We start from the raw sequence: 24,559 nt of genomic DNA, 5'->3' as shown, positions 1-24,559 counted from the left end.
GGGGTTCGCACCGAACCCCACCGCCCCCGGCGTGTGCCGGTGACCGCGGCGTCAGAACTTCGGCGTCGGGGCCTGCGCCTCCACCATCTCCGCCGCCTCCTCCTCGGTCTGCACCGACGGCGGGGAGCCCGCCAGCGGCTTGTTGGCCGTCTCCTTCATGCAGGCCACGGCGACCACACCGATCAGGGCCGCCGCCATCGAGTAGTAGGCGGGCATCATGTCGGAGCCGGTCACGCTGATCAGCGCGGTGATCACCAGCGGCGTGGTCCCGCCGAACAGCGACGCCGACAGGTTGTAGCCGACCGACAGGGACCCGTACCGGACGTTGGTCGGGAACATCGCCGGGAGCGCCGCCGACATCGTGCCCAGCAGACAGACCAGCGACAGGCCGAGCATCAGCATGCCGGCCGAGACCGCGAGCAGACTGCCCTCCTGCACCAGCACGAAGGCCGGTGCGGACAGCACGAAGAACCCGATCATGCCGGTCATCAGGACCGGCTTGCGCCCGAAGTGGTCGGACAGCCGGCCGACCTGGTTGATGATCAGCATCAGCAGCACCATCGTCGCCACCAGGATCATCAGGCCGTGGCTCTCGCTGTAGTCCAGCTCGTCCGACAGATACGTCGGCATGTACGACAGCAGCATGTAGTCGGTGACGTTGTACGCGCCGACCAGCGCGATGCACAGCACCAGCGCCCGCCAGTGGGTGCGGAAGATCTTGGCGAGGTCGCCCCGTGCGGTGGTCTCCACCGCCGTCGCGGCCTCCGAGACGTGCACGTTGGAGTCCTCCAGCTTCAGGTACGCGGGCGTGTCGTCGAGCCGCAGCCGCAGGTAGATACCGATCATGCCGAGCGGAAGCGCGGCGAGGAACGGGACGCGCCAGCCCCAGGAGTCCATGCCGTCGCTGCCCAGCACGGCGGTCAGGGCGGTGACCAGGCTGGCGGCGGCGGTGTACCCGGCCAGCGTGCCCAGCTCCAGGAAGCTGCCGAAGAACCCGCGCCGCTTGTCCGGCGCGTACTCGGCGATGAAGGTGGACGCGCCGCCGTACTCGCCGCCGGTGGAGAAGCCCTGGAGCAGGCGGAACAGGATCAGCAGCAGCGGCGACCAGAAGCCGATGGAGTCGTAGCTGGGGATGAACCCGATGGCGGCCGTGCCGATCGCCATGAGGATCATCGTCAGCGCCAGCACCTTCTTGCGGCCGATCTTGTCGCCCATCGGGCCGAAGACCATGCCGCCGATCGGCCGCACCAGGAACGCCACGGCGAACGTGGCGAACGAGGAGAGCAACTGCGCGGTGTCGCTCCCGGACGGGAAGAACACCCGGCCGATCGTGCCCGCCAGATAGGCGTAGATGCCGAAGTCGAACCACTCCATGGCATTGCCGAGGGAGGCCGCCTTGACGGCGCGCTTGACCGCGGCCTCGTCCGTGACGGTGATGTCCGACCGGCGCAGCCGGGGGTTCTGGCGGCGCTTGATCGCCCGGAACAGGGCAGGGTGGCGGCGCACCGCCGCGGTGTCGGTCTCCGGTCCGTTCTCGGTGGGGGACGTGGCGGCCTCCCTTTCCACGCGCAGACACTCCAGGCGGAGAACTGCTCGGTCGTACGTCGTTCAGCTCGTACCCGTTCCCCCGATCATGCTGGGTATGGTCGTGACTTCGGTCATGTGGTTGGGCCGATGAGGTGAGCGGCCGGTGAGTACGCTGCGCACATGCGTATCTCCGTCTCCTCCGACATGGACGAACCCGTGGCCCGGCTCCTCGTCGAGGAACTGCGCGCACGCGGCCACGAGGTGCGCGCGCACGGCGCGCTGAGCCCCGGAGCGGATTCGCGGTGGGCCGCCTGCTCCGAGGGGGCGGCGCGCGAGGTCGCCGAGGGCCGGGCCGACCAGGCCGTGGTGTGCTGCTGGACCGGCACCGGCGCGTCCATCGCCGCGAACAAGGTGCCGGGCGTCCGCGCGGCCCTGTGCACCGACGCGTACACCGCCGACGGAGCCCGCCGCTGGAACGACGCCAACGTGCTCGCCATCGGTCTGCGGCTGACGTCCGGGCCGCTGCTGCGGGAGATCCTCGACGCCTGGTTCGCGGGCGGGCCGAGCGAGGACGCCGAGGACCGGGACAACGTCGCGCACGTGGAGCGGCTCGACGAGGACCGCCGAGCCGCTCGGTGAGAACCCCGTAGGGCGGGTCAGGAGGCCAGGACCTTCTCCAGTGTCCCCAGGGCGCCCGCCAGCTCCTCGGCCGTGACCGTCAGCGGCGGCGCCAGCCGGATCGTCGACCCGTGGGTGTCCTTGACCAGGATGCCCTCGCGCATCAGCCGCTCACTGACCTCGCGCCCGGTGCCCAGCGCCGGGTCCACGTCGACGCCCGCCCAGAGTCCCCGTGCCCGGAAGCCGACGACGCCCTTGCCGACCAGGGCGGCCAGGCCCTCGCGCAGCACCGTGCCCAGCTCGGCCGCCCGGCGCTGGAACTCGCCGGTCTCCAGCAGCTCCACCACCGCCGTGCCCACCGCGGCGGCCAGCGGATTGCCGCCGAACGTCGAACCGTGCTCGCCCGGGTGCAGCACGCCCAGCACGTCACGGCTGCCGACCACCGCCGACACGGGGACGATGCCGCCGCCCAGGGCCTTGCCGAGCAGCACCACGTCCGGCACCACCGACTCGTGCTCGACGGCCAGGGTGTGCCCCGTGCGGCCCAGACCGGACTGGATCTCGTCCGCGACGAACAGACAGCCCTTGCGCCGGGTCAGCTCCCGCACCCCGGCCAGGTAGCCGTCGTCCGGGATGAGCACGCCCGCCTCGCCCTGGATCGGCTCGATCAGCACGGCCGCCGTCGTCTCGTCGACCGCCGCCTCCATCGCCGCCAGGTCGTTGTACGGCACGATCCGGAAGCCCGGCGTGAAGGGGCCGAAGCCGGAGCGGGCACTCTCGTCGGTGGAGAAGCTCACGATCGTCGTCGTACGGCCGTGGAAGTTGTCCGCGGCGACCACGATCGTCGCCCGGTCGGCCGGCACGCCCTTGACGTCGTAGGCCCACTTGCGGGCCACCTTGATGCCGCTCTCCACCGCCTCCGCGCCGGTGTTCATGGGCAGCACCATGTCCGTGCCGGTCAGGGCGGCCAGCCGCTCGGCGAAGCCCGCGAGCCGGTCGTTGTGGAAGGCGCGCGAGGTGAGCGTGAGCCGGTCCAGCTGCCGGTGGGCGGCCTCGACCAGTGCCGGGTGGCGGTGGCCGAAGTTGAGCGCCGAGTAGCCGGCCAGCATGTCCAGGTAGCGGCGGCCCTCGACGTCCTCGACCCACGCGCCCTCGGCGCGGGCCACCACGACGGGCAGCGGATGGTAGTTGTGCGCGAGGACGGGCTCCTCCGCGCGGATCAGTTCCTCGGAGCCGCGGGCGGTGCGGGCGGGTGCGGTCATGAGCGGATCTCCCGGATCTCCTGGGTGCAGCACTTGATGCCGCCACCGGCCTTGTGGAACTCGGACAGGTCGACGGGGACCGGCACGTAGCCGCGACCGGCGAGCCGGTCGGCCAGCCCCCGGGCCTCGGGCGCGATGAACACGTGCAGTCCGTCGGACACGGAGTTGAGCCCGAACGCCATCGCGTCCTCGCGGGTGGCGAGCACCGCGTCCGGGTAGAGCCGCTCCAGCACCTCGCGGCTGCCGGGCGAGAAGGCGCCCGGGTAGTAGGCGATGTTCCCGCCGCCCACCCCGCTCGGGCCGTCCCCTTCGGTCCCGTCGTCGAGCACGAACAGGGCCGTGTCCAGGTGGTAGAAGTACGGGTCCACCAGGGTCAGCGAGATCACCGGCACGCCGAAGAACTCCTGCACCTCGCGGTGGGCCGCAAGGGTGGTGCGGAACCCCGTGCCGGCCAGGATCCAGCGGCCGGCCGGGACCAGGTCGCCCTCGCCCTCGCAGACCGACTCGGGATGGTGGACCTCGAAGCCCTCCGTCTTGAACCACGCCTCGAAGGGCACGGACTCGGGACGCCGCTCGGGCGCGTGGAAGAGGGAGCCGAAGACCCGGCCCTCGACCACGACCGCGCAGTTCGCGGCGAAGACCATGTCGGGCAGTCCGGGGACCGGCGCGACGGTGTCCACGGTGTGGCCGTGGGCACGGTAGGTGCCGACCAGCGCCTGCCACTGGTCGAGGGCGCGGACGACGTCGACCGGTCGGCCGGTGCTCATCCACGGGTTGATCGCGTACTGCACGGCGAAGTGTCTGGGTTCGCAGACAACGAAGCGCCGCCGGCGCGGCACACGGGGCTCGGTCACAGAGGGGTACCTCCGCTTTTCACGGTGTGTGACGGGGTGTTGACACCACGGTAAGAAATGGCGACCGCGCCCGACAAGCGACGAAAGCTGCGTGTTCCCGCAGGATCGCTGCGTTTTACCCCTGGTCAGCGCACGTCTGCTGCGCCGTCCGGAGCGAGCAGGGCCGCCCCTGCCTCGGGACTCTCCGGGATCAGGTGGGACAGCACCATCACACTGATCGTCTTCCGGATGAACGGCTCCGCACGAATCCGCTCCAGCACCTCCTCGAAGTGCTCCACGTCCCGCGCCCGCACGTGCAGCAGCGCGTCCGCGCCGCCGGTCACCGTCATCGCCGCGGTGATCTCCGGGTAGCCCCGCACCACCTCCGCGAGCCGCCGCGGCGGCGCCGCCCCCTCGCAGTACACCTCCACGTACGCCTCCGTGCGCCACCCCAGCGCGGCGGGCCGCACCGTCGCCGTGAACCCGGTGATCACTTCGGTCTCGCGCAGCCGGTCCACCCGGCGCTTGACCGCAGTGGAGGACAGTCCGATCTCCGCGCCGATCTCGGCGAAGGACGTCCTGGCGTTTTCCATCAGGGCGGTGACGATCTTCCGGTCGAGTTCGTCGAACGAAGCGGGCCTGCTGTTCATGCGGGCACTGTATCCAGGGGATACCGGCACGTCGCAGGCGTGTGCAGGCGCCCGGATCGCCCCTACACTCCACGTTCATGCTGCGCGCCCTGGCTGTCGACGACGAACGCCCCACACTCGAGGAACTCGTGTACCTGCTGAACGCCGACCCCCGCGTCGGCACGGCGGAGGGAGCGAGCGACAGCACCGAGGCACTGCGCCGCATCAACCGGGCCCTGGAGTCGGGCCCCGGCGGTCCCGACGCCATCGACGTCGTCTTCCTCGACATCCAGATGCCCGGCCTGGACGGACTGGACCTCGCCCGGCTGCTCACCGGGTTCGCCCGGCCGCCGCTGGTCGTGTTCGTCACCGCGCACGAGGACTTCGCCGTCCAGGCCTTCGACCTGAAGGCCGTCGACTACGTCCTCAAACCGGTGCGCAGGGAGCGGCTCGCGGAAGCGGTGCGCCGGGTCGCCGAGCAGCGCGGCACCGCCGCCGTGCCCGCCCCGCGCATCCCGGTGCACGAACCCGACCCCGACCACATCACCGTGGAGCTCGGCGGCGTCACCCGCTTCGTCCCCGTCGACGAGATCACCCACGTCGAGGCCCAGGGCGACTACGCCCGCCTGCACACCGACCGGGGCAGTCACCTCGTCCGCATCCCGCTGTCCACCCTGGAGGAGCGCTGGCGTGCCCGCGGCTTCGTCCGCATCCACCGCCGGCACCTCGTCGCCCTGCGCCACGTCGGCGAACTCCGGCTCGACGCCGGCACCGTCAGCGTCCTGGTCGGCACCGAGGAGCTCCAGGTCAGCCGGCGCCACGCCCGCGAACTGCGGGACCTGCTCATGCGGAGGCCGTGAACCGTGCCCCAGGACCCCACCGAACGCCGCGTCACGGTCACCGGCCCGCCCAGGCGCACCGTCCCGCCCGCCCGGCTCCGCTCCCGCGGGCGCCACCCCCAGGCCACCGGCCACTACCGGCCGCGCACCGAGATCGACGAGCAGACCACCCTCGGCCACACCTACGTCCGCTCCCTGATGCGCAGCCAGCTGCGCGCGGGTCTCACCGCCCTCGCCGTGCTCGGCCTCCTCGTCGGGCCGCTGCCGCTGCTGTTCGCGGCGCTGCCCGACGCCCGCCGTCTGGAGTGGGCCGTCCTCGGCTTCGGCCTGTACGCCCCGCTGGTCCTGCTCGCCCGCTGGTACGTGCGCCGCGCCGAGCGCAACGAACGCGACTTCGTGCGGCTCGTCGAGGACCGGTGACCATGCAACCGGTGACCACGCCGGACGAGGCCGTGAAGGCACCATGAACTCCAGCTACGCCATACCCGCCGTCGCCCTCGTCGTCGTGGCCACTGTCCTCGTCGGCGCCTTCGGGCTGCGCATCTCCCGCACCACCTCCGACTTCTACGTCGCCTCCCGCACCGTCGGCCCCCGCCTCAACGCGGCCGCCATCAGCGGCGAGTACCTCTCCGCCGCGTCCTTCCTCGGCATCGCGGGACTGGTCCTCGTCCAGGGTCCCGACATGCTCTGGTACCCGGTCGGCTACACCGCCGGCTACCTCGTCCTGCTCCTGTTCGTCGCGGCCCCGCTGCGCCGCTCGGGCGCCTACACGCTGCCCGACTTCGCCGAGGCCCGGCTCGCCTCCCAGGGGGTGCGGCGGCTCGCGGGGGCCTTCGTCGTCGGGGTCGGCTGGCTCTACCTGCTGCCCCAGCTCCAGGGCGCCGGGCTGACGCTGACCGTGCTCAGCGGGGCGCCCGACTGGCTGGGCGGGGTGATCGTCGCCGTCGTCGTCACCGCCATCGTCGCCGCCGGCGGCATGCGCAGCATCACCTTCGTCCAGGCCTTCCAGTTCTGGCTCAAGCTCACCGCCCTGCTCGTCCCCGCCCTCTTCCTGGTGCTGGCCTGGCAGGGTGACGGGGCTCCCGGCCGCCCCTTCGACGAACCCGCCACCTTCCGGGAGCAGCGCTCGGTCCGGGTCGACGACAGTCTCACCCTCAAGCTGGCGGAGCCGCTGACCGTCGCCGTCGACGGCACCGTGGACGGCCGCGCCCACGACGGCGACCGCGTCGCCCTGCCCGCGGGCACCCACCGCATCGAGGCCGGCGCCCGCCTCACCTTCGCCGCGCACACCCCCGTCCCGGCCGCCGGACGCGGCGCCGACGACGCCCTGTCCCCCTCCCGCGCCGAGAGCCGCACGGAACGCCCGCTGTACGCCACGTACGGCCTGATCCTTGCCACCTTCCTCGGGACCATGGGCCTGCCGCACGTAGTGGTCCGCTTCTACACCAGCCCGACCGGCGTCGCCGCCCGCCGCACCACCGTCGCCGTGCTCGGCCTGATCGGCGCCTTCTACCTGCTGCCGCCCCTCTACGGCGCCCTCGGCCGCCTCTACGCCCCCGAGCTGACCCTCACCGGGGACGCCGACGCCGCGGTCCTGCTGCTGCCCGACCGGGTGATCGGGGGAGTGGGCGGCGACCTGCTCGGGGCGCTGGTGGCGGGCGGCGCCTTCGCCGCGTTCCTGTCCACCGCGTCGGGGCTCACCATGGCGGTAGCGGGCGTGCTCACCCAGGACGTGCTGCCGTCCCGTGCCGTGCCGCACTTCCGGCTCGGCACCCTGCTCGCCATGGCCGTGCCGCTGGCGGCGAGCGCGCTGGTCGGCGGGCTGCCGGTCGCCGACGCCGTCGGCCTCGCCTTCGCCGTGTCCGCCTCCTCCTTCTGCCCGCTGCTCGTCCTCGGCATCTGGTGGCGGCGGCTGACCCCGCCGGGGGCGGCCGCCGGGATGCTGGTGGGCGGCGGTTCCGCACTGCTCGCCGTCGCCGCCACCATGGGCGGCTTCCCGGGCGGCGGGGGGTCCCTGCACGCGCTGCTGGCCTGGCCCGCCCTGTGGTCGGTGCCGCTGGGCTTCCTCACCATGGTGCTGGTGTCCCTCGCCACCCCGGGCCGGGTACCGGCCGGGACGGCGGCGATCCTGGCCCGCTTCCACCTGCCGGAGGAGCTGCACGCGGAGGAACTGCGCCCGGACGGTCTGCGCCAGGACGATCTGCGCCCGGACGGTCCGGAGGCGGCGGCCGGCCTGCGCGAGGTGCGCGAGGTGCGCGAGGAGCCGACGCGGTGAGCGGCTCCACGGGCGGCTTCCTGGCGGGTCTCGCCGTGGCCCTGCTCCCGCTGCTGGCCGCCGGATTCTGGCTGGGGCGGCGCACGGCCCGCCCGCAGAACCTCGGCGGCCTGGGCACCCCGGTCGAGCACGCCACCTTCCAGACCCTGCACACCGCGTCCCTGGCCACGCCCCCGCTGCGGGCGGGCCTGACCGAGGAGACCGCCGGGAAGTCGGCCCGCAAGCTGCGCTCCCTGCTGGGCACGGACGCGCTGTGTCTGACGGACCTCGAAGAGGTGCTGGTCTGGGACGGCGTGGGCACCCACCACCGCACCGAGATCATGGAACGCCTCGCGGGACCCCTGAGCACCGGCCGCGGCGAGGCCTTCCGGCTCTCCTGCGACACCCCGGACTGCACGGTGCGCTGGGCCGTCGTCGCCCCGCTCACCGTCGACGACCGGGTGCACGGGGCCCTCGTCGCCTGCGCGCCCCGCGAGTCCGCCGTCCTGGTCCGCGCCGCCGGGGAAGTGGCCCGCTGGGTCTCCGTCCAGCTGGAGCTGGCCGACCTCGACCAGTCCCGCACCCGCCTCATCGAGGCCGAGATCAAGGCACTGCGCGCCCAGATCTCCCCGCACTTCATCTTCAACTCGCTCGCGGTGATCGCGTCCTTCGTGCGCACCGACCCCGAGCGGGCCCGCGAGCTGCTCCTGGAGTTCGCCGACTTCACCCGCTACTCGTTCCGCAGGCACGGCGACTTCACCACCCTCGCCGACGAGCTGCACGCCATCGACCACTACCTGGCGCTCGTGCGGGCCCGCTTCGGCGACCGGCTCGCCGTCACCCTTCAGGTCGCCCCCGAGGTGCTGCCGGTCGCGCTGCCCTTCCTCTGCCTCCAGCCACTGGTGGAGAACGCCGTCAAGCACGGCCTGGAGGGCAAGGCGGACCGGTGCCGCATCCAGATCACCGCCCAGGACGCGGGCGCCGAGGCCCTGGTCGTCATCGAGGACGACGGCGCCGGCATGGACCCCGGCCTGCTGCGCCGCATCCTCGCGCGCGAGGTCAGCCCGTCCGGCGGCATCGGGCTGTCCAACGTCGACGACCGCCTCCGCCAGGTCTACGGAGACGACCACGGCCTCGTCATCGAGACGGCCGTCGGCGCGGGCATGAAGATCACGGTCCGGCTGCCGAAGTACCAGCCGGGCGTGCACTCGGCGGGCCGGCTCGGTCGCGACTGAGCCGGCCCGCCGGGTGACGGGGCCCCGCGCGAGGGCTCAGGCGCTGCGCGTGGCCACCAGCCCCAGGGTGATCAGACCGAGCACCACCCAGCCGAACCACAGCCAGCCGTTGCTCCCGAGCGCCACCGTGTACGCCGTCACCGCGACGAGGCCGCCGATGGTGAGCGCCCCCATCGTCTTTGTCGAACCGTCCGTGGAACCGGGCATCGCAACACCCTCCTCGTGTCCGTTGCCCTCCATGGTGCCCCGTTCAGCCGCCGCGTGTGTTCAGTGAGGCCAGGTAGTCGTTGTACGCCGCCAGCTCCTTGTCGCCGTCGCGGTCGGCGGCCCGGTCGCTGCGCCGGGCCTGGCGCTCCTCCGAGGCGTACCACTGGAAGAGCAGCGCGAGCAGCACCAGCACGGACGGGACCTCGCTGAAGGCCCAGGCGATGCCGCCGGCCGCGTTCTGGTCGGAGAGGGCGTCGATGCCGAGCGAGGCGGGCGGGTTCTTGAACGTCTCGACCATCGGGGAGGAGGCCATCATCAGCGCGATGCCGAAGAACGCGTGGAACGGCATGCCCGCGAACAGCTCCAGCATCCGCATCAGGTAGCCCGGCCGGTGCGGGCCCGGGTCGACGCCCATGATCGGCCAGAAGAACACCACCCCCACGGCGAGGAAGTGCACCATCATCCCGATGTGCCCGGCCTGCGAGCCCATCAGCGTGTCGAAGAGCGGCGTGAAGTACAGCGCGTACAGGCTCGCGATGAACAGCGGAATGGTGAACGCCGGGTGCGTGATGATCCGCATGTAGCGGCTGTGCAGCAGCATCAGCAGCAGCTCGCGGGGACCCTTGCGGCCACGGCCCGCCGGGGGCAGCGCGCGCAGGGCCAGCGTGATCGGGGCGCCGAGCAGCAGCAGGATCGGCGACACCATGCTGATCACCATGTGCTGCACCATGTGCACGCTGAACATGACCATGCCGTAGTCGTTCAGCTTGGTGCACATCATCAGGGCGACGCTCAGCACACCGGCCACGAAGGCCACGGTCCGGCCGACCGGCCACTTGTCACCGCGCCGCACCAGACGCACGACGCCCCACCCGTACAGCGCCAGTCCCAGGAGGCAGGCGATCAGGAAGAAGGGATCCGCCGACCAGGCGAGCCCCCGCCCCAGCGTGAACGGCGGCAGATCCATCGTCATGCCGTGCCCGCTGTGATCCATCCGCCCGCTCCTGTTTCGTGGGGGTTGAGCGCGGTTGAACGCCGCTTGTCCGAAGCAAGCGTAGAACCGCCCCAGGGCGCATCTGCGACCGGGGGCGGGTGAAGCGTCCCGAAGGGGCGCGGGGAACTGCGCGACAAGCCACCTACGGCCCGCGGACCGCGAATCACCTCAAGGCCCGAGCTCCGACCGGCAGGTCAGAGCACGCACTCCGCCTCCGCGTACCGCGCGTCCGGCACCGTCTTCAACGACTCCACCGCGTCGGCCAGCGACACCATCTCGATGTCCGTCCCGCGCAGCGCCGTCATCATCCCGAACTCCCCGCGGTGCACCGCCTCCACCGCGTGCCACCCGAACCGCGTCGCCAGCACCCGGTCGTACGCCGTGGGCGTCCCGCCGCGCTGGACGTGCCCGAGTATCACCGGCCGCGCCTCCTTCCCGAGCCGCTCTTCCAGCTCGATGGAGAGCTGGCGGGCGATCCCGGCGAAGCGCTCGTGGCCGTAGACGTCCTTGCCGCCCTCGTCGAAGTCCATGGTCCCGGCCTTCGGCTTGGCACCCTCCGCCGCCACCACGATCGCGAACCGCTTGCCCGCGGAGAAACGCGCCCCGACCTTCGCGGTCAGCTCGTCGATGTCGAAGGGCCGCTCCGGGACGACGACGGCGTGCGCACCGGCCGCCATGCCCGAGTGCAGCGCGATCCAGCCGGTGTGCCGGCCCATGACCTCGACGATCAGCACCCGCTGGTGGGACTCGGCGGTGGTCTTCAGCCGGTCCAGGGCCTCGGTGGCGACGGTCACCGCGGTGTCGAAGCCGAAGGTGACGTCGGTGACCGCTATGTCGTTGTCGATGGTCTTCGGCACGCCCACGATCGGCAGGCCGTTGTCGGACAGCAGCCGGGCCGCCTTCAGCGTGCCCTCGCCGCCGATCGGGATGATCGCGTCGAGGCCGAGTTCCTGGACGTGGCCGCGGGCCCGCTCGACGCCGTCCCGCAGATGCTCGGGCCGGACCCGGGAGGAGCCGAGGATGGTGCCGCCGCGGGCCAGGATGCCGCCGACCGCGTCGAGGTCGAGCTTGAGGTAGTCGCACTCCAGGAGGCCCTTCCAGCCGTCCCGGAAACCGATGACCTCGTCGCCGTGGTCGACGACGGCGCGGTGCACGACGGACCGGATGACGGCGTTCAGGCCGGGGCAGTCGCCGCCGGACGTGAGGACACCAATGCGCATAGCCCGAAATACCTTCTCAACGTGGCACGGGTCCGGACCGCGCTGTCCGGCTCGATCCCCGCCACCCTAGCGGCATCGGGGGGCGGGACCGAACCGTGCGTCCGCCTGCTGGACGTGCCCGCTCACCTGTGCGGACGAGTCATCAGACGGGCCCGTCCCGGGAGGGTCAGGCAGGCTGCTGCGCAGCCGCGATGCGCTCGTTGCGGAGCGCCTCGTACCAGCGGTCGTCGGTCGGCGGCAGCGCGTTCACGTCGAGGGCCAGCTTGAGCAGCAGGTCCGCGATCAGCGGGTTGCGGGCCAGCACGGGGCCGTGCATGTAGGTGCCGAAGACCGTGTCGTTGTACGCGCCCTCGGTGCCGTCCCCCGTGCCGTTGCCGTTGCCGAAGCGGACCTGGGCGAGCGGGCGGGCATTGGGCCCGACGTGGGTGACGCCCTGGTGGTTCTCGAAGCCGGTCAGCGGGGGCAGGCCGAGGCGCGGGTCGATGTCGCCGAGGACGTCGCCGACGCACCGCTCGCCCTCGCCGCGGGTGGAGACCACGTCGAGCAGGCCGAGGCCCGGCTCGCGCTGGCCCAGGTCGTTGATGAACTCGTGGCCCAGGATCTGGTAGCCGGCGCAGACCGAGAAGACGATCGCGCCGTTCTCCACCGCCCGGTACAGGCCGCCGTCGCGGCGCAGCCGCTCGGCCGCGAGCCGCTGCGGCCGGTCCTCGCCGCCGCCGATGAGGTAGATGTCGCCGGAGGTCGGGATCGGCTGGTCGCTGCGCACGTCGAGCCGGGCCACGTCGAGGCCGCGCTGGCGGGCCCGGCGCTCCACGACGAGGGCGTTGCCCTGGTCGCCGTACGTGCTGAGCAGGTCCGGGTAGATCCAGACGATCCGCAGTTGGTTGTCGCTCACGAAAATCCCCTGAAGTCTCGCGGTCAGTTGCCGACGCGGCGGCGCAGGTCCTGGAAGGCGGTGTAGTTCGCGATGACCTCGATGCGTCCCGGCGGGCACAGCTGCACCGCCTGGTCGAGGTCCTCGCACACCTGGAACTGCTGGTTCGCGACCTCCAGGCGCACCGCGAGGTCCAGCTTCCGGTCCCCGACCACGCAGATCGGATGGCCGGACAGCCGGGTGTAGTCCACGTCCCACAGCCAGGAGGTGTCGGTGCCGTCGGCGCCGCGCGCGTTCACCGAGAGGATCACCGGGGCCGGCGGCGGGTCGATCAGGGAGAAGGTCTCCAGCCAGCCCGCCGGGTTCTTGGCGAGCAGCAGGCGCAGGTCGCGGCCCTGGAACTGGACGACGTCGTAGCGCCCGGCGACCGCCTGCACCTGGTACATGCGCTCCAGGGCGACCTGGGGCGGCACCCCGAAGACGGCGGCGACGGCGGCCGAGGAGGCGGCGTTGGCCTTGTTGGCGCGGCCCGGCAGCTGGAGGTGGATGGGCCAGGCGGAGCCGTGCGGGTCGAGCACGTGGTCGCCGGACAGGGCCCAGCTCGGCGTCGGGCGGCGGAAGCCGCACTCGCCGCAGAACCAGTCGTCGCCCGGGCGCTGCATGACGCCGCCGCAGGACGGGCAGGACCAGGCGTCGTCCTTCCACATCTGCCCGGCGGCGACCCAGATCACGTTCGGGGAGGAGGACGCGGCCCACACCACCAGCGGGTCGTCGGCGTTGGCGACGACCACGGCCTTCGAGCCGGCCAGGCCCTCGCGCCAGTTCTCGGCGAGCATGCGGGTCTCGGCGGCGCGGTCCAGCTGGTCGCGGGAGAGGTTGAGCAGCGCGATGCACTTCGGGTCGGTGGCCTGCGCGACGCCGACGAGGTACTTCTCGTCGACCTCGATGACCCCGTAGCGGGCGTCCGCGCCGCCCGCCAGCGCCGAGGTGATGCCGGCCGGCATGTTGGCGCCGAGCGCGTTGGAGACGACCGGTCCGGCCGCCTTGAGCGCCTCGGCGATGAGCCGGGTGGTGGTGGTCTTGCCGTTGGTCGCCGAGACCAGGGTCACGTCCAGGTGCCCGGCGAGCCGGCCGAGGAGGTCGGGGTCGAGTTTCAGCGCGACCCGGCCGCCGATCACCGAACCGCTGCCGCGCCCAGCGGCGCGCGATGCCGCCGCGACCGCCTTGCCCGCGGTCACGGCGATCTTGGCCCGCGGCGTGAGCGGGTCCGAGTTGCCTGCCATCAGTTCTCGATCCTCCTTGCCGTACGCGCCGCGCCTGAAGCCTGTGAAGCCTGACGGCCACGTGGTGTGGACCTCAGCCTATCGAGATCCATTCGCACTCCCGAATCGCGGCACCGGCCACCGGTTCCGGCGGTGGGCGCGTGCCGCCGGGGGAACACAGGGACCTTACTCTGGCCGCCATGCGACAAGGCTCCATCCCGGGCGCCCACGGGCGCGTCCGTCCCCTCGGCCTCCTCGGCGACCCCGTCCTGCACGCCCCCTGCGCGGAGGTGACGGACTTTGGTCCACAACTCGCGGCGCTCGTGGAGGACTTGTTCGCGACCATGTACGCCGCCCACGGCGTGGGCCTGGCCGCGAACCAGATCGGCGAGGCGGTGCGCGTCTTCGTGTACGACTGCCCGGACGACGAGGACGAGCGGCACCTCGGGCACGTGGTGAACCCCCGGCTGGTGGAGACCGGCGGGGTGGTGGTGCGCGGTCCCGAGGGCTGTCTGTCGCTGCCGGGTCTGGAGGCGGGCACCGAGCGGCACGACGAGGCGGTGGTGACGGGCTTCACGGTGGCCGGTGAGCCGGTCACCGTGCGCGGGACGGGGTTCTTCGCCCGGTGCCTCCAGCACGAGTGCGACCACCTGGAGGGGCGGGTCTACGCCGATCGCCTGACCGGCCGGCGGCACCGGAAGCTGATGCGCCAGGTGGCCCGGGCGTCCTGGCACCGCTGAGCGCCCGCGCCGACGACGGACCGGGGGAGGCCGGAGGTCAGAACCCCGGGCCGCCCGCCTTGTCCCCCGCCTCGGCGAGCCGGCCCCACAGCAGGTCGGCCAGGGTGCGCACCAACTCCTCCCGAGGGCAGGGACGTTCGCCGAGCCACCAGTCCCCGGCGGCGTGCATCATGCCGACGATGCCGTGCCCCCAGACCCGGGCCAGCTGCTGGGTGCCAGGACCGACGTCGAGGCGCTCCTCGATGACCTGGGCCAGCTCCTCGCCCATGCGGCGCAGCAGCGGCGCCGAGTGCCTGCCGACGTCGAAGCCCTGCTCGGACTGGTCGCCCGGGGCGCCGGCGCCCTCCGCCGGATGCATCAGGAAGCGGTACACCTGCGGGCGGGCCTCGATGGCCGCAAGATAGGTGTCCAGGGTGGCCTCGACGCGCTGGCGGCGCTGGGCCGGGGCGTCCAGGGCGGCCCGCAGCGAGGCGAGGAGGGCGTCCGTGTGGCGGACGGCGAGGGCGGCGTAGAGTCCGCCCTTGTCGCCGAAGTGGCGGTACAGGATCGGCTTGGTGATGCCCGCCTCGGCGGCGATGGCGTTCATGGAGGCGTGTGGACCGTCGCGCAGCACCACCCGGTCGGCGGCCTCGAGCAGCTCGCGCCGTCTGCGGTCGGCGGACGTCTGCTGATCGGCCCGCTGCGTGGTGTTCATGTGCTCTCCCCACCCGTGCTGTTTCGGTGACGCCTGCGCAAACTAACACTCACGGGACGAGGGCCATCGAACGGGAGGGCGAGGTGGTCCCGGGAGTTGACTTTTCCTACCCGCGGGTAACAGACTCGGTGTTACCGCAAGTAACATGCATGGGCGTCACTGGAGGGGACATGGCCGAGTTCACCATGGAGCTGAGCGACGAACAGAAGGAGGTCCGGGACTGGCTGCACGGCTTCGCGGCCGACGTCATCCGCCCCGCGGCCGCCGAATGGGACGAGCGCGAGGAGACCCCCTGGCCGGTCATCCAGGAGGCCGCCAAGGTCGGCATCTACTCCCTGGACTTCTACGCCCAGCAGTACTTCGACCCCACCGGCCTCGGCATCCCCATGGCGATGGAGGAGCTGTTCTGGGGCGACGCGGGCATCGCCCTGTCGATCGTCGGCACGGGACTCGCCGCCGTCGGCGTCCTCGCCAACGGCACCGAGGAGCAGATCGGCACCTGGATCCCGCAGATGTACGGCGACGCCAACGACGTCAAGGTCGCCGCCTTCTGCTCCTCCGAGCCCGACGCCGGCTCGGACGTCGCCTCCATGCGCACGCGTGCCGTGTACGACGAGGCCAAGGACGAGTGGGTGCTGAGCGGCACCAAGACCTGGGCGACCAACGGCGGCATCGCCAATGTCCACGTCGTCGTCGCGGTCGTCGACCCGGACCTGGGCTCCAAGGGTCACGCCTCGTTCATCGTGCCGCCGAACACGCCGGGGCTGTCCCAGGGCCAGAAGTTCAAGAAGCACGGCATCCGCGCCTCGCACACCGCCGAGGTCGTCCTCGACAACGTGCGGGTGCCCGGCTCCTGCCTGCTCGGTGGCAAGGAGAAGCTGGACGCCCGCCTCGCCCGCGCCCGGGAGAAGGCCAAGAAGGGCGGCGAGCGGGTGAAGAACGCGGCGATGGCCACCTTCGAGGCGTCCCGCCCGGCGGTCGGCGCGATGGCGGTCGGCACGGCCCGTGCCGCGTACGAGGTGGCGCTGGAGTACGCGCAGACCCGGGAGCAGTTCGGGCGCCCCATCATCGACAACCAGGGCGTCGCCTTCCAGCTCGCCGACATGCGCACCTCCATCGACGCGGCGCGGCTGCTGGTGTGGCGGGCCTCCTGGATGGCGATCAACGGCAAGCCGTTCACGGCGGCCGAGGGCTCGATGTCCAAGCTCTTCGCGAGCGAGACCGCGAAGAAGGTGACCGCCCAGGCGGTCCAGATCCTGGGCGGCAACGGCTACACGCGGGAGTACCCGGTGGAGCGGATGCACCGCGACTCCGCGATCTACACGATCTTCGAGGGCACGAGTGAGATCCAGCGGCTGGTGATCGCGCGGACGCTGGCGGGGATGCCGATCCGCTAACCGTGGCGCAGCGGCGTGAGCTGCTCGATGTCGTACTTCGCCCGTAGCGCCTCGATCGCCTCGTGGTCCGGCGGGCCGCCGTCGCCGAGGATCTCCAGCAGTTCCTCGAAGTAGCGCTCGTGGTCCGGGGGCGGGCTGGCCTGGAAGAACATCTTGGCCGGCTCACCCGTCGGGTTCGCGAAGGCGTGCGGACAGCCCGGGGGCACGACGATGACCGTGCCCGGGGTGGCGCGCACCACCCGGTTGCCCGAACTCGACTCCCACTTCCGCCAGCTGTCCGGGGTACGGATCCGCGGCTCGAAGGCGAGCACGTCCAGCTCGCCCTCCAGCACGTAGAACAGCTCCTCGCTGCGGGTGTGCACATGGGCGCCGACGTCGAACCCCGGCGGCACGATCACCTCGAAGGTGGACGCCATGCGCGAGTGCGAACCGGTCACCTTGAAGGTCACGTGCTGGGCCGGCGCCTGTACCACCCGGCCCTGACCGGGCGGCACCAGCAGGCCCTCGGCCGCCGCGACCAGGCCGCTCACCACGTCACCGGCAGGGCCTCGGGCCCGCGGATCAGCGCACCCTTCTTGAACGGCACGTCCTCCGGCGCCACCGCCAGCTTCAGCCCCGGCACCCGGTCCAGGACCGCGTCGAGGAGCAGCTCCGACTCCAGCCGCGCCAGCATGCCGCCGGGGCAGTAGTGCGGGCCGAAGCCGAAGGACACGTGCGGGTTGGGGGAGCGGTCGAGGTCGATGGTGTCCGGGTCGGGGAACACCTCCGGATCGCGGTTGGCCGCCAGGTACGAGACGTAGACGGCGTCGCCCGCGCGGATCCGCACCCCTTTGACCTCCACGTCCTCCAGGGCGATCCGGGACAGGCCCACCGCGTTGCGGTGCGGGATCCAGCGCAGCAGCTCGTCGATGGCCCGGGGACGGATCTCCGGCTCGCAGCGCAGGCGTTCGGCCAGCGCCGGGCGGGTCAGCAGCAGGTGGAACATCTGCCCGCTGTTGTTGGTGACCGCCTCGCCGCCGATCTGGAGCAGCACCGCGAGTCCGACGGCCTCCGACAGCGTGATCTCGTCCCGCCCCACGGCGGCACCCAGCAGCGAGGTGACGTCCTCGCCCGTGCTGTCGGACCGGAGCCCGACGAGGTCCGAGAAGTAGGCGTTCATCTCGTTCTTGGCCCGCTCACTGACCTCGGCGCCGTGCGAGGAGGACAGGATCAGCTGGGTCCAGGTGTGCATGGCGTGCCGGTCGGTGGCCGGCACACCCATCAGCTCGCAGATCACCGCGATGGGGAACGGGCTCAGCACCGCATCGGTGAGGTCGGCGGGCGGACCCGCCCTCAGCATGGCGTCGACCAGCTCGTCGAGCATGCCCCGGGACCGCTCGCGCACGCGCTCCACGCCCCGCGCGGTGAAGGCCGCGGCCACCGAGCGGCGCAGCCGGGTGTGGTCGGGCGGGTCCAGGAAGCCGACCGCGCCGCGCGCCGGGATGAAGTGCGGGGCCAGCCGGGTGACCTGGCGGTCCATGACTGCCTCGCGCCCGAACCGGGGGTCGTTGGTGACCAGGCGGACGTCGTCGTGGCGGGTCACCAGCCAGGCCCAGCCCTCGCCGTTGGGCAGTGAGATCCGGGTGACGGGGCCCTCGCGCATCAGCTCGGTCAGCACCGGGTCGAAGTCGCTGCCGGGCAGGTCGACGGCCGGCCAGTCCCGGACGGGCGGCACGGTCCGGGAGATCGTCTCTTCGCTCATGTCTGCCTCACACCTCGCGTCACACCGCGTGCCGCGGTCCGCGTCACGTCCTGTCGCACGCCGCGCCGCACGTCCGCGGTCTGCCAGCAGCCCAGGGACATCTCGGCGGTGATGCCCGGACCGAAACCGGCCAGCAGCCCGCGCGCCCCGTCGGTGACGCCCCCTTCGTCGAACAGCCGGCGCAGCGCGTCCAGGACGACGGCGCTGGCGATGTTGCCGTACTCGGTGAGCGTCGCCCGGCTGAACCGGAAGGCGTGCGGGTCCACCTGGAGGAACTTGCTGAGATCGTCGAGGATCCGGGGGCCGCCCGCGTGCACGATGTAGAAGTCCAGGTCGGCGGCGTCCCAACCGTGCTCTCCCGCCAGCTCCTTGAGCGCCGGCGCGAGCGGCTCCATGGTGGCCGGCACCCGCTTGTCCAGCAGGAAGTGGAAACCGGTCGCCTTCACGTCGTACATGATCCAGTCTTCGGTCTTGGGGATCAGGTACGAGCCGTTGCGCTCCAGCCGCACTCCGGTGCCGCCCCGGCCGCGGACCACCGCGGCGGCGATGCCGTCGCCGAAGAGGCCGTTGCAGAGCAGGGAGCCCACGCCGAGGTCGGTGGGCTGGTAGCACAGCGAGCAGAACTCGCAGGCCACGATGAGCGCGTTGGCCTCGGGGTAGGCGGTGCAGAAGTCGTGGGCGCGGTTGATCGCGGCACCGCCGGCCGCGCAGCCCAGCTGGGCGATGGGTATCTGGCGGGTGGTGCTGTCGAAACCCATCTCGTTGATCAGCCACGCCGTGAGCGACGGCATCATGAAGCCCGTGCAGGAGACGTAGATGATCACGTCGATGTCGGTGGTGAGCAGCTCCGCGTCGTCCAGAGCACGCTGGATCACGGCCGGGACGCGGGACTTCGCCTCCCGTTCGTAGACCTTGTTGCGGTCCTCGAAGCCGGGGTGCTCCAGCGTGTCCTCGATGGGCTGCACGATGTGCCGGGTGCGGACCCCGGTGTTCTCTATCAGCCGGAGCGCGAGCGGCAGTTGAGGATGGTCCGTGTGACGCCGACGCGCCAGCTCCAGCGTCTCCTCCATCGTGATCACGTGCTCCGGGACGGACACCGAGGGTCTGCACAAAGTCGCCATGAACCGTGCCTGCTTTCGCCTCGCGGAAGGCTTGCGCCCCCCGGCCGGAAAGTGGTGCACCTTTTCAGGGGTGCCCATCCACGATCACTCACCGGAGCGGTGATCTCTCGCCGGGTTACTCCGTCTCGGGGAACGCGTCGGCTCGGCGCGGGGCGTCAGGAGGAGGGGCCGTGTCAGGAGGAGGGGCCGCTGCTGTGGGCGATGCACGCCACGTCGATCCGGTCGGCCAGCTTGGCCAGCTCGATGGTGAGGGCCGCGACGGTGTCCTCGTCCAGGCTCTCCTCGCCGGTCTCCACCAGCCGCAGCCACCGCCCGCCGACCGTGCGCAGCAGCTTGCTCACGTCGGACGCGGCGACCTGAAGCGTGCCGCGGTCGTCGACGATCAGAGGCAGGGTCACTTCGCGGTTCACAAAGGGGATCGTAGTCGCGGAAGGCTCACGCTCCGTGCCATACGGTGGTGATGTTGCAGAACTCGCGGATTCCGTGCCCGGACAGCTCACGCCCGTAGCCCGACCGCTTGACCCCGCCGAACGGGAACGCCGGGTGGGACGCCGTCATCCCGTTCACGTACACGCCGCCCGCCTCCAGGTCCCGGACGAAACGCTCCACGTCCGCGTCGTCGCGCGTCCACACGTTCGAACTGAGCCCGAAGAGCGTGTCGTTGGCGATCAGCACCGCCTCGTCCAGGTCGGCGGCCCGGTAGAGGGTGGCGACCGGTCCGAAGGCCTCCTCGCGGTGGATGCGCAGCTCGCGGGTGACGTCCGCCAGGACGGTCGGCGGGTAGTACCAGCCCGGCCCGTCCGGGCGTTCGCCGCCGCACAGCACCGTCGCGCCGCCGCGCACCGCGTCGTCGACCAGCTCCACCAGGTCGCTGCGGCCCTGCTCGCTGGAGAGCGGGCCGACCTCGGTCCCCTCGTCCATCGGGTCGCCGACCTTCAGCGCCCGCATGCCCTCGGTGAAGCGCTCGGCGAAGGCGTCGTAGACGTCCGTGTGCACGATGAACCGCTTGGCGGCGATGCACGACTGCCCGGCGTTCTGGGTGCGCGCGGTCACCGCCACCTCGGCGGCCCGCTCGACGTCGGCGGACGGCATGACGACGAACGGGTCGCTGCCGCCCAGCTCCAGCACCGTCTTCTTGATCATCTCCCCGGCCGTGGAGGCCACCGCGCGGCCCGCGGGCTCGCTGCCGGTGAGGGTGACGGCCCGTACCCGCTCGTCGCGCAGGATGCCGTCGACCTGGGCGGAACCGATGAGCAGCGTCTGGAAGCAGCCCTCGGGGAAGCCCGCCCGGTGGAACAGATCCTCCAGGTACAGGGCGGTCTGCGGCACGTTCGAGGCGTGCTTGAGCAGCCCGACGTTGCCCGCCATCAGCGCGGGCGCCGCGAACCTGATCACCTGCCAGAGCGGGAAGTTCCACGGCATCACCGCGAGCACCGGGCCCAGCGGCCGGTAGCGGACCAGCGCCCGGGAGGCGCCGGAGTCCTTCACGTCGGCGTCGTCCGGCTCCTCGTCGGCCAGCAGCTCCGCCGCGTGGTCGGCGTACCAGCGCATCGCCTTGGCGCACTTGGCCGCCTCGGCGCGGGCCTGCCGCACCGGCTTGCCCATCTCCGTGGTGATGACCGTGCCGATCTCCTTCCGGTCGGCCTCGAGGAGATCGGCGGCGCGGCGCATCAGCCCGGCCCGCTCGTAGAACCCCGTGGTCCGGTAGGTGCGGAAGGTGGCCTCCGCGAGCTCGATCCGGCGCTCGATCTCCTCCTCGCCCATGGCCTCGTACGTCCTGAGCGTCTCGCCGTTCGCCGGGTTCACCGTCGCGATGGGCATGGCCGACCTCCCTGGGTGCATGCGTGCTTCGACCTTGGCGCGCGGCGTGGGGTACCGCAACGCGGACGGGTCCCGCAGATGGGTGCCGCGGCCCGTCGCGCGTCCGGAAGCCGCCGTGCGTCGTCGCCTCTCGTCAGTGCGAGTGCTCAGCCAGCCGGTCGAGAAACGCGGCCTGCGCCTTCACGATCACCTCGCGGGCCCGGTCGAGGCCGAACCACGCCACCCGGTCCAGCTCGGGGAACTCCTCGGTCCGCCCCGACCTCGGCGGCCACTCCATGCGGAAGGTGCCGGGCACGACCGTCGCCGGATCGAGGTCGGCCCGCACGGCCCAGACCGTGACGAGCTTCCCGCCCGCCTGGCGCACCTCGCCGAGCGGGACGGCCTCGCCCTCGGGCGGCGGCAGCCCCAGCTCCTCCTCGAACTCCCGCCGGGCCGCCTCCCACGCCGGTTCCCCGGAGTCGTACTCGCCCTTGGGCACGGTCCACGCCCCGGCGTCCCGGCGGGTGTAGAACGGGCCGCCCATGTGACCGAGGAGCACCTGGAGCTCGCCGCCGGGGGCGCGCCGGTGCAGCAGCAGACCCGCGCTGCGCCTCACGGGGCCACCCCGGGGTGTGCGGCGAGCAGGGTGTCCACGGTGTCCGCGTCCCCGGGGCGCTTGTCCTCGCGGTAGCGGACCACGCGCGCGAAGCGGAGGGTGACGCCGGCCGGGTAGCGGGTGGAACGCTGCAGGCCGTCGTAGGCGATCTCGACGACGAGCTCGGGGCGTACGGTCACGCCCCAGCCGTGCTCCTCGACGGCCAGCTCCGTCAGGCGCTCGGTCTGCCAGGTCAGCAGCGCGTCGGTCATGCCCTTGAAGGTCTTGCCGAGCATCGCGAAGGAGCCGTCGGCGGTGCGGGCGCCCAGGTGGAGGTTGGAGAGCCTGCCGGTGCGGCGGCCGTGGCCCCACTCGGCGGCCAGCACCACCAGGTCGAGCGTGTGGACCGGCTTGACCTTCAGCCAGGACGCGCCGCGCCGTCCCGCGCTGTAGGCGGCGTCGAGCCCCTTGACGACGACGCCCTCGTGCCCGCGCGCCAGCGTCTCGGCGAGGAACTCCTCGGCGGTCCCGGTCTCCTCGGTGCCGCGCACCAGCGTGCGCCGTACCCGCAGGGGCTCGGGGACCAGCCGGGCCAGCTCCGCGTGCCGCTCGGTCAGCGGCAGGTCGAGCAGGTCGCGGCCGTCGACGGACAGCGCGTCGAAGAAGACCGCGGAGACCGGGACCGCCCGTGCCGCCGTGGCCACGTCGGTGCGGGAGCCGACCCGGCCGGCCGTCTCCTGGAAGGAGCGGGGGCGCCCGTCCTCGTCGAGGGAGATCGCCTCGCCGTCCAGGATGAACCGCTCGCCGGGCAGCGCCAGGGCCGCCCCGGTGACCTCGGGGAGCCGGTCGGTGATCTCGTCCAGGGTGCGGGTGTACACCCGTACGGTGCCGCCGTCCCGGTGCACCTGGACGCGGATGCCGTCCAGCTTCTCCTCGACGGCGGCGGTGCCGAGCTTGCCGACCGCCTCGGCGACCGAGGACGCGCTGTGCGCCAGCATCGGCAGCACGGGCCGGCCGACGGTGAGCCGGAACCGGTCGAGGGCGCCGGGCCCGTCGGCCAGCAGGGCCTCGGCCACCGTCTGGAGCGACCCCGCGAGCATCACCGCACGCCGTACGTCCGCCGGGGGAGCGTCCGTCGCGGCGGCCAGGCCCTCGACGGCGGCCGCGTCCAGGGCACCCTGGCGGACCTCACCGGTCAGCAGGCCGATCAGGAACCGCTGCTCGTCCTCCGTGGCGGCACCCATCAGCTCGCCGACCAGCCGGGTCCGCTCGGCCTGCGAACCGGCGCCGGAGACCGCGCCGAGCCGGGTGAGCCGGGCGTCCACGTCACGTACGGTCAGGGTCGGTTCGGCGGCGGGCGCGACCCGCCGGCTCAGCACCTTCCAGCCGACGCCGATCCGGCCCTGCGGGAGCCGTCCCGCCAGGTACGGGATGACGACCGGCACGTCCGCCGCCTCCGCCTCGCGGAACAGCTCAGCGAGCAGGACGGTCTTCCGGGACCGCGCCGACGTGGCGGCGACCTCCCGGGACACCTGGGCCAACCGGGCAAGCAGCATGCAGTCATGGTGCACCGGAGCGGGCGGGCGCACACCCCGCGGCTGCCGCGCGAGGCCGCGTATGCCCTCCCCGGGCGTTCCGGAGTGCCCTCACTCCGCGAGGGCGGCGTCCAGGTCCGACATGATCAGGTCGCCGACGACCGCCGACGCCGCGCGGTACCCGCCGCTCGCCGCGTGGACGACCTGCTCGGCGAAGCCCATCGCGTTGCCGGCGGTCCACACGCCCGGCACGCTGGTCCGGCCCGTCGGGTCCACCACCGGGTAGGCGCCGAACGGCGTCTCCTGCAGCTCCGCCCCCAGCCGCTCCATCAGGCCGGTCCGCGGGACCGCCTTCGGGGCGACGAACACCACCGTGCGGTCGTGCGCCGTGCCGTCCGCCAGCCGCACCCCGGTCAGCCGGTCGTCGTCGATCCGCAGGGCGGCCACCTCGCCGGGCACCACCTTGACCCCGGCCGCGGCGAGCCGCCGCAGGTCGTCGTCGGACAGCTCCCGCTCGGCGACCGTGTGCAGGAAGAGCGTCACGTCGTCCGACCAGCCGGACACCATCAGGGCCTGGTGCACGCTGAGCGGGCTGGTGGCGAGGACGCCGAAGCGTTCGTCCCGCACCTCCCAGCCGTGGCAGAACGGGCAGTGCAGCACATCCCGGCCATACCGCTCGGCGACTCCGGGCACGGCCGGCAGCTCGTCCCTGAGGCCGGTGGTGACGATCAGCCGACGGGCGTGCACGGTGTCCCCGCCGGCCAGCTCCACCGCGAAGTCCTCGCCCCGGGACACGTCCACCGCGCGGTCGCGGACCAGGTCCACCCCGTAGCGGGCGATCTCCTCCCGGCCGAGGGCCAGGAACTCGGCGGGGGACATGCCGTCCCGGGTCAGGTAGCCCTGCATGTGGTCCGAGGGCGCGTTGCGCGGCTCACCGGCGTCGACCATCAGGGTGCGCAGCCGGGAGCGGCCCAGGACGAGCGCGGCGGAGAGCCCGGCCGCGCCGCCGCCGACGACCACCACGTCGTACGTCCCGGCCGGGTCCTTCAGATCCTTCATGTCCTCCAGATCGTTCAGGTCCTTCGGATCGTTCAGGTTCGTGTGCTGGGTCATGGTGACCACCTCCACCCACAAGGTCGCTCGGATCCGACGGGATTGACAAATACGTTTGCCGGAACTGCA

General features: G+C 72.3%; 25 protein-coding genes. 7 read left to right on the top strand and 18 right to left on the bottom strand.

The features are described from left to right. Window positions 1-51: 51 nt before the first annotated feature. Window positions 52-1,566 (bottom strand): glycine betaine/L-proline transporter ProP, encoded by a 1,515-nt coding sequence (gene proP / locus ACH4D3_RS25200; protein WP_398325940.1) that lies wholly within the window; start codon window positions 1,564-1,566, stop codon window positions 52-54. Window positions 1,567-1,707: 141 nt separating this feature from the next. Here proP and ACH4D3_RS25195 point away from each other — a divergent pair, with 141 nt between their 5' ends. Next, the gene (locus ACH4D3_RS25195; protein WP_398325937.1) at window positions 1,708-2,166 is read left to right on the top strand and encodes an RpiB/LacA/LacB family sugar-phosphate isomerase; all 459 of its coding nucleotides are present in this window, start codon (window positions 1,708-1,710) and stop codon (window positions 2,164-2,166) included. Window positions 2,167-2,183: 17 nt separating this feature from the next. Here ACH4D3_RS25195 and rocD read toward each other — a convergent pair whose 3' ends face one another. The 3 genes from rocD to ACH4D3_RS25180 all read right to left on the bottom strand — a co-directional run bounded on the left by rocD (window position 2,184) and on the right by ACH4D3_RS25180 (window position 4,890). Beyond that, window positions 2,184-3,407, bottom strand: coding sequence for an ornithine--oxo-acid transaminase (gene rocD, locus ACH4D3_RS25190; protein ID WP_398325934.1), 1,224 nt, complete (start codon window positions 3,405-3,407; stop codon window positions 2,184-2,186). After that, on the bottom strand, window positions 3,404-4,261 hold the full coding sequence (ddaH, locus tag ACH4D3_RS25185) for a dimethylargininase (RefSeq protein WP_398325931.1): 858 nt from the start codon (window positions 4,259-4,261) through the stop codon (window positions 3,404-3,406). The genes rocD and ddaH overlap by 4 nt, the downstream gene beginning before the upstream one ends. A gap of 125 nt (window positions 4,262-4,386) precedes the next feature. Then, complete coding sequence (locus ACH4D3_RS25180; protein ID WP_398325928.1) at window positions 4,387-4,890, bottom strand: Lrp/AsnC family transcriptional regulator; 504 nt, start codon at window positions 4,888-4,890, stop codon at window positions 4,387-4,389. 77 nt (window positions 4,891-4,967) lie between these two features. Here ACH4D3_RS25180 and ACH4D3_RS25175 point away from each other — a divergent pair, with 77 nt between their 5' ends. Genes ACH4D3_RS25175 through ACH4D3_RS25160 form a run of 4 tightly spaced genes read left to right on the top strand, consistent with a single transcriptional unit; the run spans window position 4,968 to window position 9,197 of the window. Further along, window positions 4,968-5,729 carry a LytR/AlgR family response regulator transcription factor gene (locus ACH4D3_RS25175; RefSeq protein WP_398325925.1) on the top strand — a complete coding sequence of 254 codons (762 nt, stop codon included), beginning with the start codon at window positions 4,968-4,970 and terminating at the stop codon, window positions 5,727-5,729. Window positions 5,730-5,732: 3 nt separating this feature from the next. Continuing rightward, on the top strand, window positions 5,733-6,128 hold the full coding sequence (locus ACH4D3_RS25170; RefSeq protein WP_003977612.1) for a hypothetical protein: 396 nt from the start codon (window positions 5,733-5,735) through the stop codon (window positions 6,126-6,128). A 43-nt stretch (window positions 6,129-6,171) separates the two neighbouring features. Beyond that, a complete protein-coding gene (locus ACH4D3_RS25165) occupies window positions 6,172-7,983 on the top strand; it encodes a cation acetate symporter (protein ID WP_398325922.1) in 1,812 nt (603 codons plus the stop codon). Continuing rightward, the gene (locus ACH4D3_RS25160) at window positions 7,980-9,197 is read left to right on the top strand and encodes a sensor histidine kinase (protein WP_398325919.1); all 1,218 of its coding nucleotides are present in this window, start codon (window positions 7,980-7,982) and stop codon (window positions 9,195-9,197) included. Before ACH4D3_RS25165 ends, ACH4D3_RS25160 begins: the two co-directional genes overlap by 4 nt. A 36-nt stretch (window positions 9,198-9,233) precedes the next feature. Here ACH4D3_RS25160 and ACH4D3_RS25155 read toward each other — a convergent pair whose 3' ends face one another. The 5 genes from ACH4D3_RS25155 to ACH4D3_RS25135 form a co-directional block, all read right to left on the bottom strand. Beyond that, window positions 9,234-9,404, bottom strand: a complete 171-nt coding sequence (locus ACH4D3_RS25155; protein ID WP_398325916.1) for a hypothetical protein — start codon at window positions 9,402-9,404, stop codon at window positions 9,234-9,236. A 43-nt stretch (window positions 9,405-9,447) separates the two neighbouring features. Next, window positions 9,448-10,398 carry a cytochrome c oxidase assembly protein gene (locus tag ACH4D3_RS25150; RefSeq protein ID WP_398325913.1) on the bottom strand — a complete coding sequence of 317 codons (951 nt, stop codon included), beginning with the start codon at window positions 10,396-10,398 and terminating at the stop codon, window positions 9,448-9,450. Window positions 10,399-10,592: 194 nt separating this feature from the next. Further along, window positions 10,593-11,618 (bottom strand): 6-phosphofructokinase, encoded by a 1,026-nt coding sequence (locus ACH4D3_RS25145; RefSeq protein ID WP_398325910.1) that lies wholly within the window; start codon window positions 11,616-11,618, stop codon window positions 10,593-10,595. Window positions 11,619-11,784: 166 nt separating this feature from the next. Then, entirely contained in the window at window positions 11,785-12,513 is a 729-nt protein-coding gene (locus ACH4D3_RS25140; RefSeq protein ID WP_398325907.1) for a type 1 glutamine amidotransferase, read from the bottom strand. Window positions 12,514-12,536: 23 nt separating this feature from the next. Next, complete coding sequence (locus ACH4D3_RS25135; RefSeq protein ID WP_003977619.1) at window positions 12,537-13,775, bottom strand: MurT ligase domain-containing protein; 1,239 nt, start codon at window positions 13,773-13,775, stop codon at window positions 12,537-12,539. A 179-nt stretch (window positions 13,776-13,954) separates the two neighbouring features. Between ACH4D3_RS25135 and def the strand changes: the two genes are divergently transcribed. Then, window positions 13,955-14,494, top strand: coding sequence for a peptide deformylase (gene def, locus ACH4D3_RS25130; RefSeq protein ID WP_398325904.1), 540 nt, complete (start codon window positions 13,955-13,957; stop codon window positions 14,492-14,494). Window positions 14,495-14,531: 37 nt separating this feature from the next. Here def and ACH4D3_RS25125 read toward each other — a convergent pair whose 3' ends face one another. Further along, entirely contained in the window at window positions 14,532-15,188 is a 657-nt protein-coding gene (locus ACH4D3_RS25125; RefSeq protein WP_398325901.1) for a TetR family transcriptional regulator, read from the bottom strand. Between the two features lie 170 nt (window positions 15,189-15,358). Between ACH4D3_RS25125 and ACH4D3_RS25120 the strand changes: the two genes are divergently transcribed. Then, the gene (locus ACH4D3_RS25120; protein WP_398325898.1) at window positions 15,359-16,585 is read left to right on the top strand and encodes an acyl-CoA dehydrogenase family protein; all 1,227 of its coding nucleotides are present in this window, start codon (window positions 15,359-15,361) and stop codon (window positions 16,583-16,585) included. On the opposite strand, the gene ACH4D3_RS25115 is transcribed toward ACH4D3_RS25120, so the two are convergent. The 8 genes from ACH4D3_RS25115 to ACH4D3_RS25080 all read right to left on the bottom strand — a co-directional run bounded on the left by ACH4D3_RS25115 (window position 16,582) and on the right by ACH4D3_RS25080 (window position 24,490). Further along, entirely contained in the window at window positions 16,582-17,115 is a 534-nt protein-coding gene (locus tag ACH4D3_RS25115) for a cupin domain-containing protein (protein WP_398325895.1), read from the bottom strand. The genes ACH4D3_RS25120 and ACH4D3_RS25115 overlap by 4 nt on opposite strands. Next, entirely contained in the window at window positions 17,112-18,326 is a 1,215-nt protein-coding gene (locus ACH4D3_RS25110; RefSeq protein ID WP_398325892.1) for a cytochrome P450, read from the bottom strand. Before ACH4D3_RS25110 ends, ACH4D3_RS25115 begins: the two co-directional genes overlap by 4 nt. Next, window positions 18,323-19,525, bottom strand: a complete 1,203-nt coding sequence (locus tag ACH4D3_RS25105) for a 1,3,6,8-tetrahydroxynaphthalene synthase (protein WP_398325889.1) — start codon at window positions 19,523-19,525, stop codon at window positions 18,323-18,325. Before ACH4D3_RS25105 ends, ACH4D3_RS25110 begins: the two co-directional genes overlap by 4 nt. Window positions 19,526-19,620: 95 nt before the next feature. Next, window positions 19,621-19,857: a DUF6213 family protein gene (locus ACH4D3_RS25100; RefSeq protein ID WP_003977626.1), complete on the bottom strand. Its 237-nt coding sequence runs from the start codon at window positions 19,855-19,857 to the stop codon at window positions 19,621-19,623. 25 nt (window positions 19,858-19,882) lie between these two features. Further along, a complete protein-coding gene (locus tag ACH4D3_RS25095; protein WP_398325886.1) occupies window positions 19,883-21,268 on the bottom strand; it encodes an NADP-dependent succinic semialdehyde dehydrogenase in 1,386 nt (461 codons plus the stop codon). A 133-nt stretch (window positions 21,269-21,401) separates the two neighbouring features. Then, window positions 21,402-21,863, bottom strand: a complete 462-nt coding sequence (locus ACH4D3_RS25090; RefSeq protein WP_398325883.1) for an NUDIX domain-containing protein — start codon at window positions 21,861-21,863, stop codon at window positions 21,402-21,404. Then, on the bottom strand, window positions 21,860-23,398 hold the full coding sequence (locus ACH4D3_RS25085) for an ATP-dependent DNA ligase (RefSeq protein ID WP_398325880.1): 1,539 nt from the start codon (window positions 23,396-23,398) through the stop codon (window positions 21,860-21,862). The genes ACH4D3_RS25090 and ACH4D3_RS25085 overlap by 4 nt, the downstream gene beginning before the upstream one ends. A gap of 90 nt (window positions 23,399-23,488) precedes the next feature. Then, window positions 23,489-24,490 (bottom strand): NAD(P)/FAD-dependent oxidoreductase, encoded by a 1,002-nt coding sequence (locus ACH4D3_RS25080; protein ID WP_398325877.1) that lies wholly within the window; start codon window positions 24,488-24,490, stop codon window positions 23,489-23,491. Window positions 24,491-24,559: the final 69 nt, after the last annotated feature.

Source organism: Streptomyces sp. NPDC018026 (genome assembly GCF_044327745.1).
GTDB classification, from domain to species: Bacteria; Actinomycetota; Actinomycetes; order Streptomycetales; family Streptomycetaceae; genus Streptomyces; species Streptomyces rubrogriseus.
This window is presented reverse-complemented; position numbering and strand designations above follow the sequence as displayed.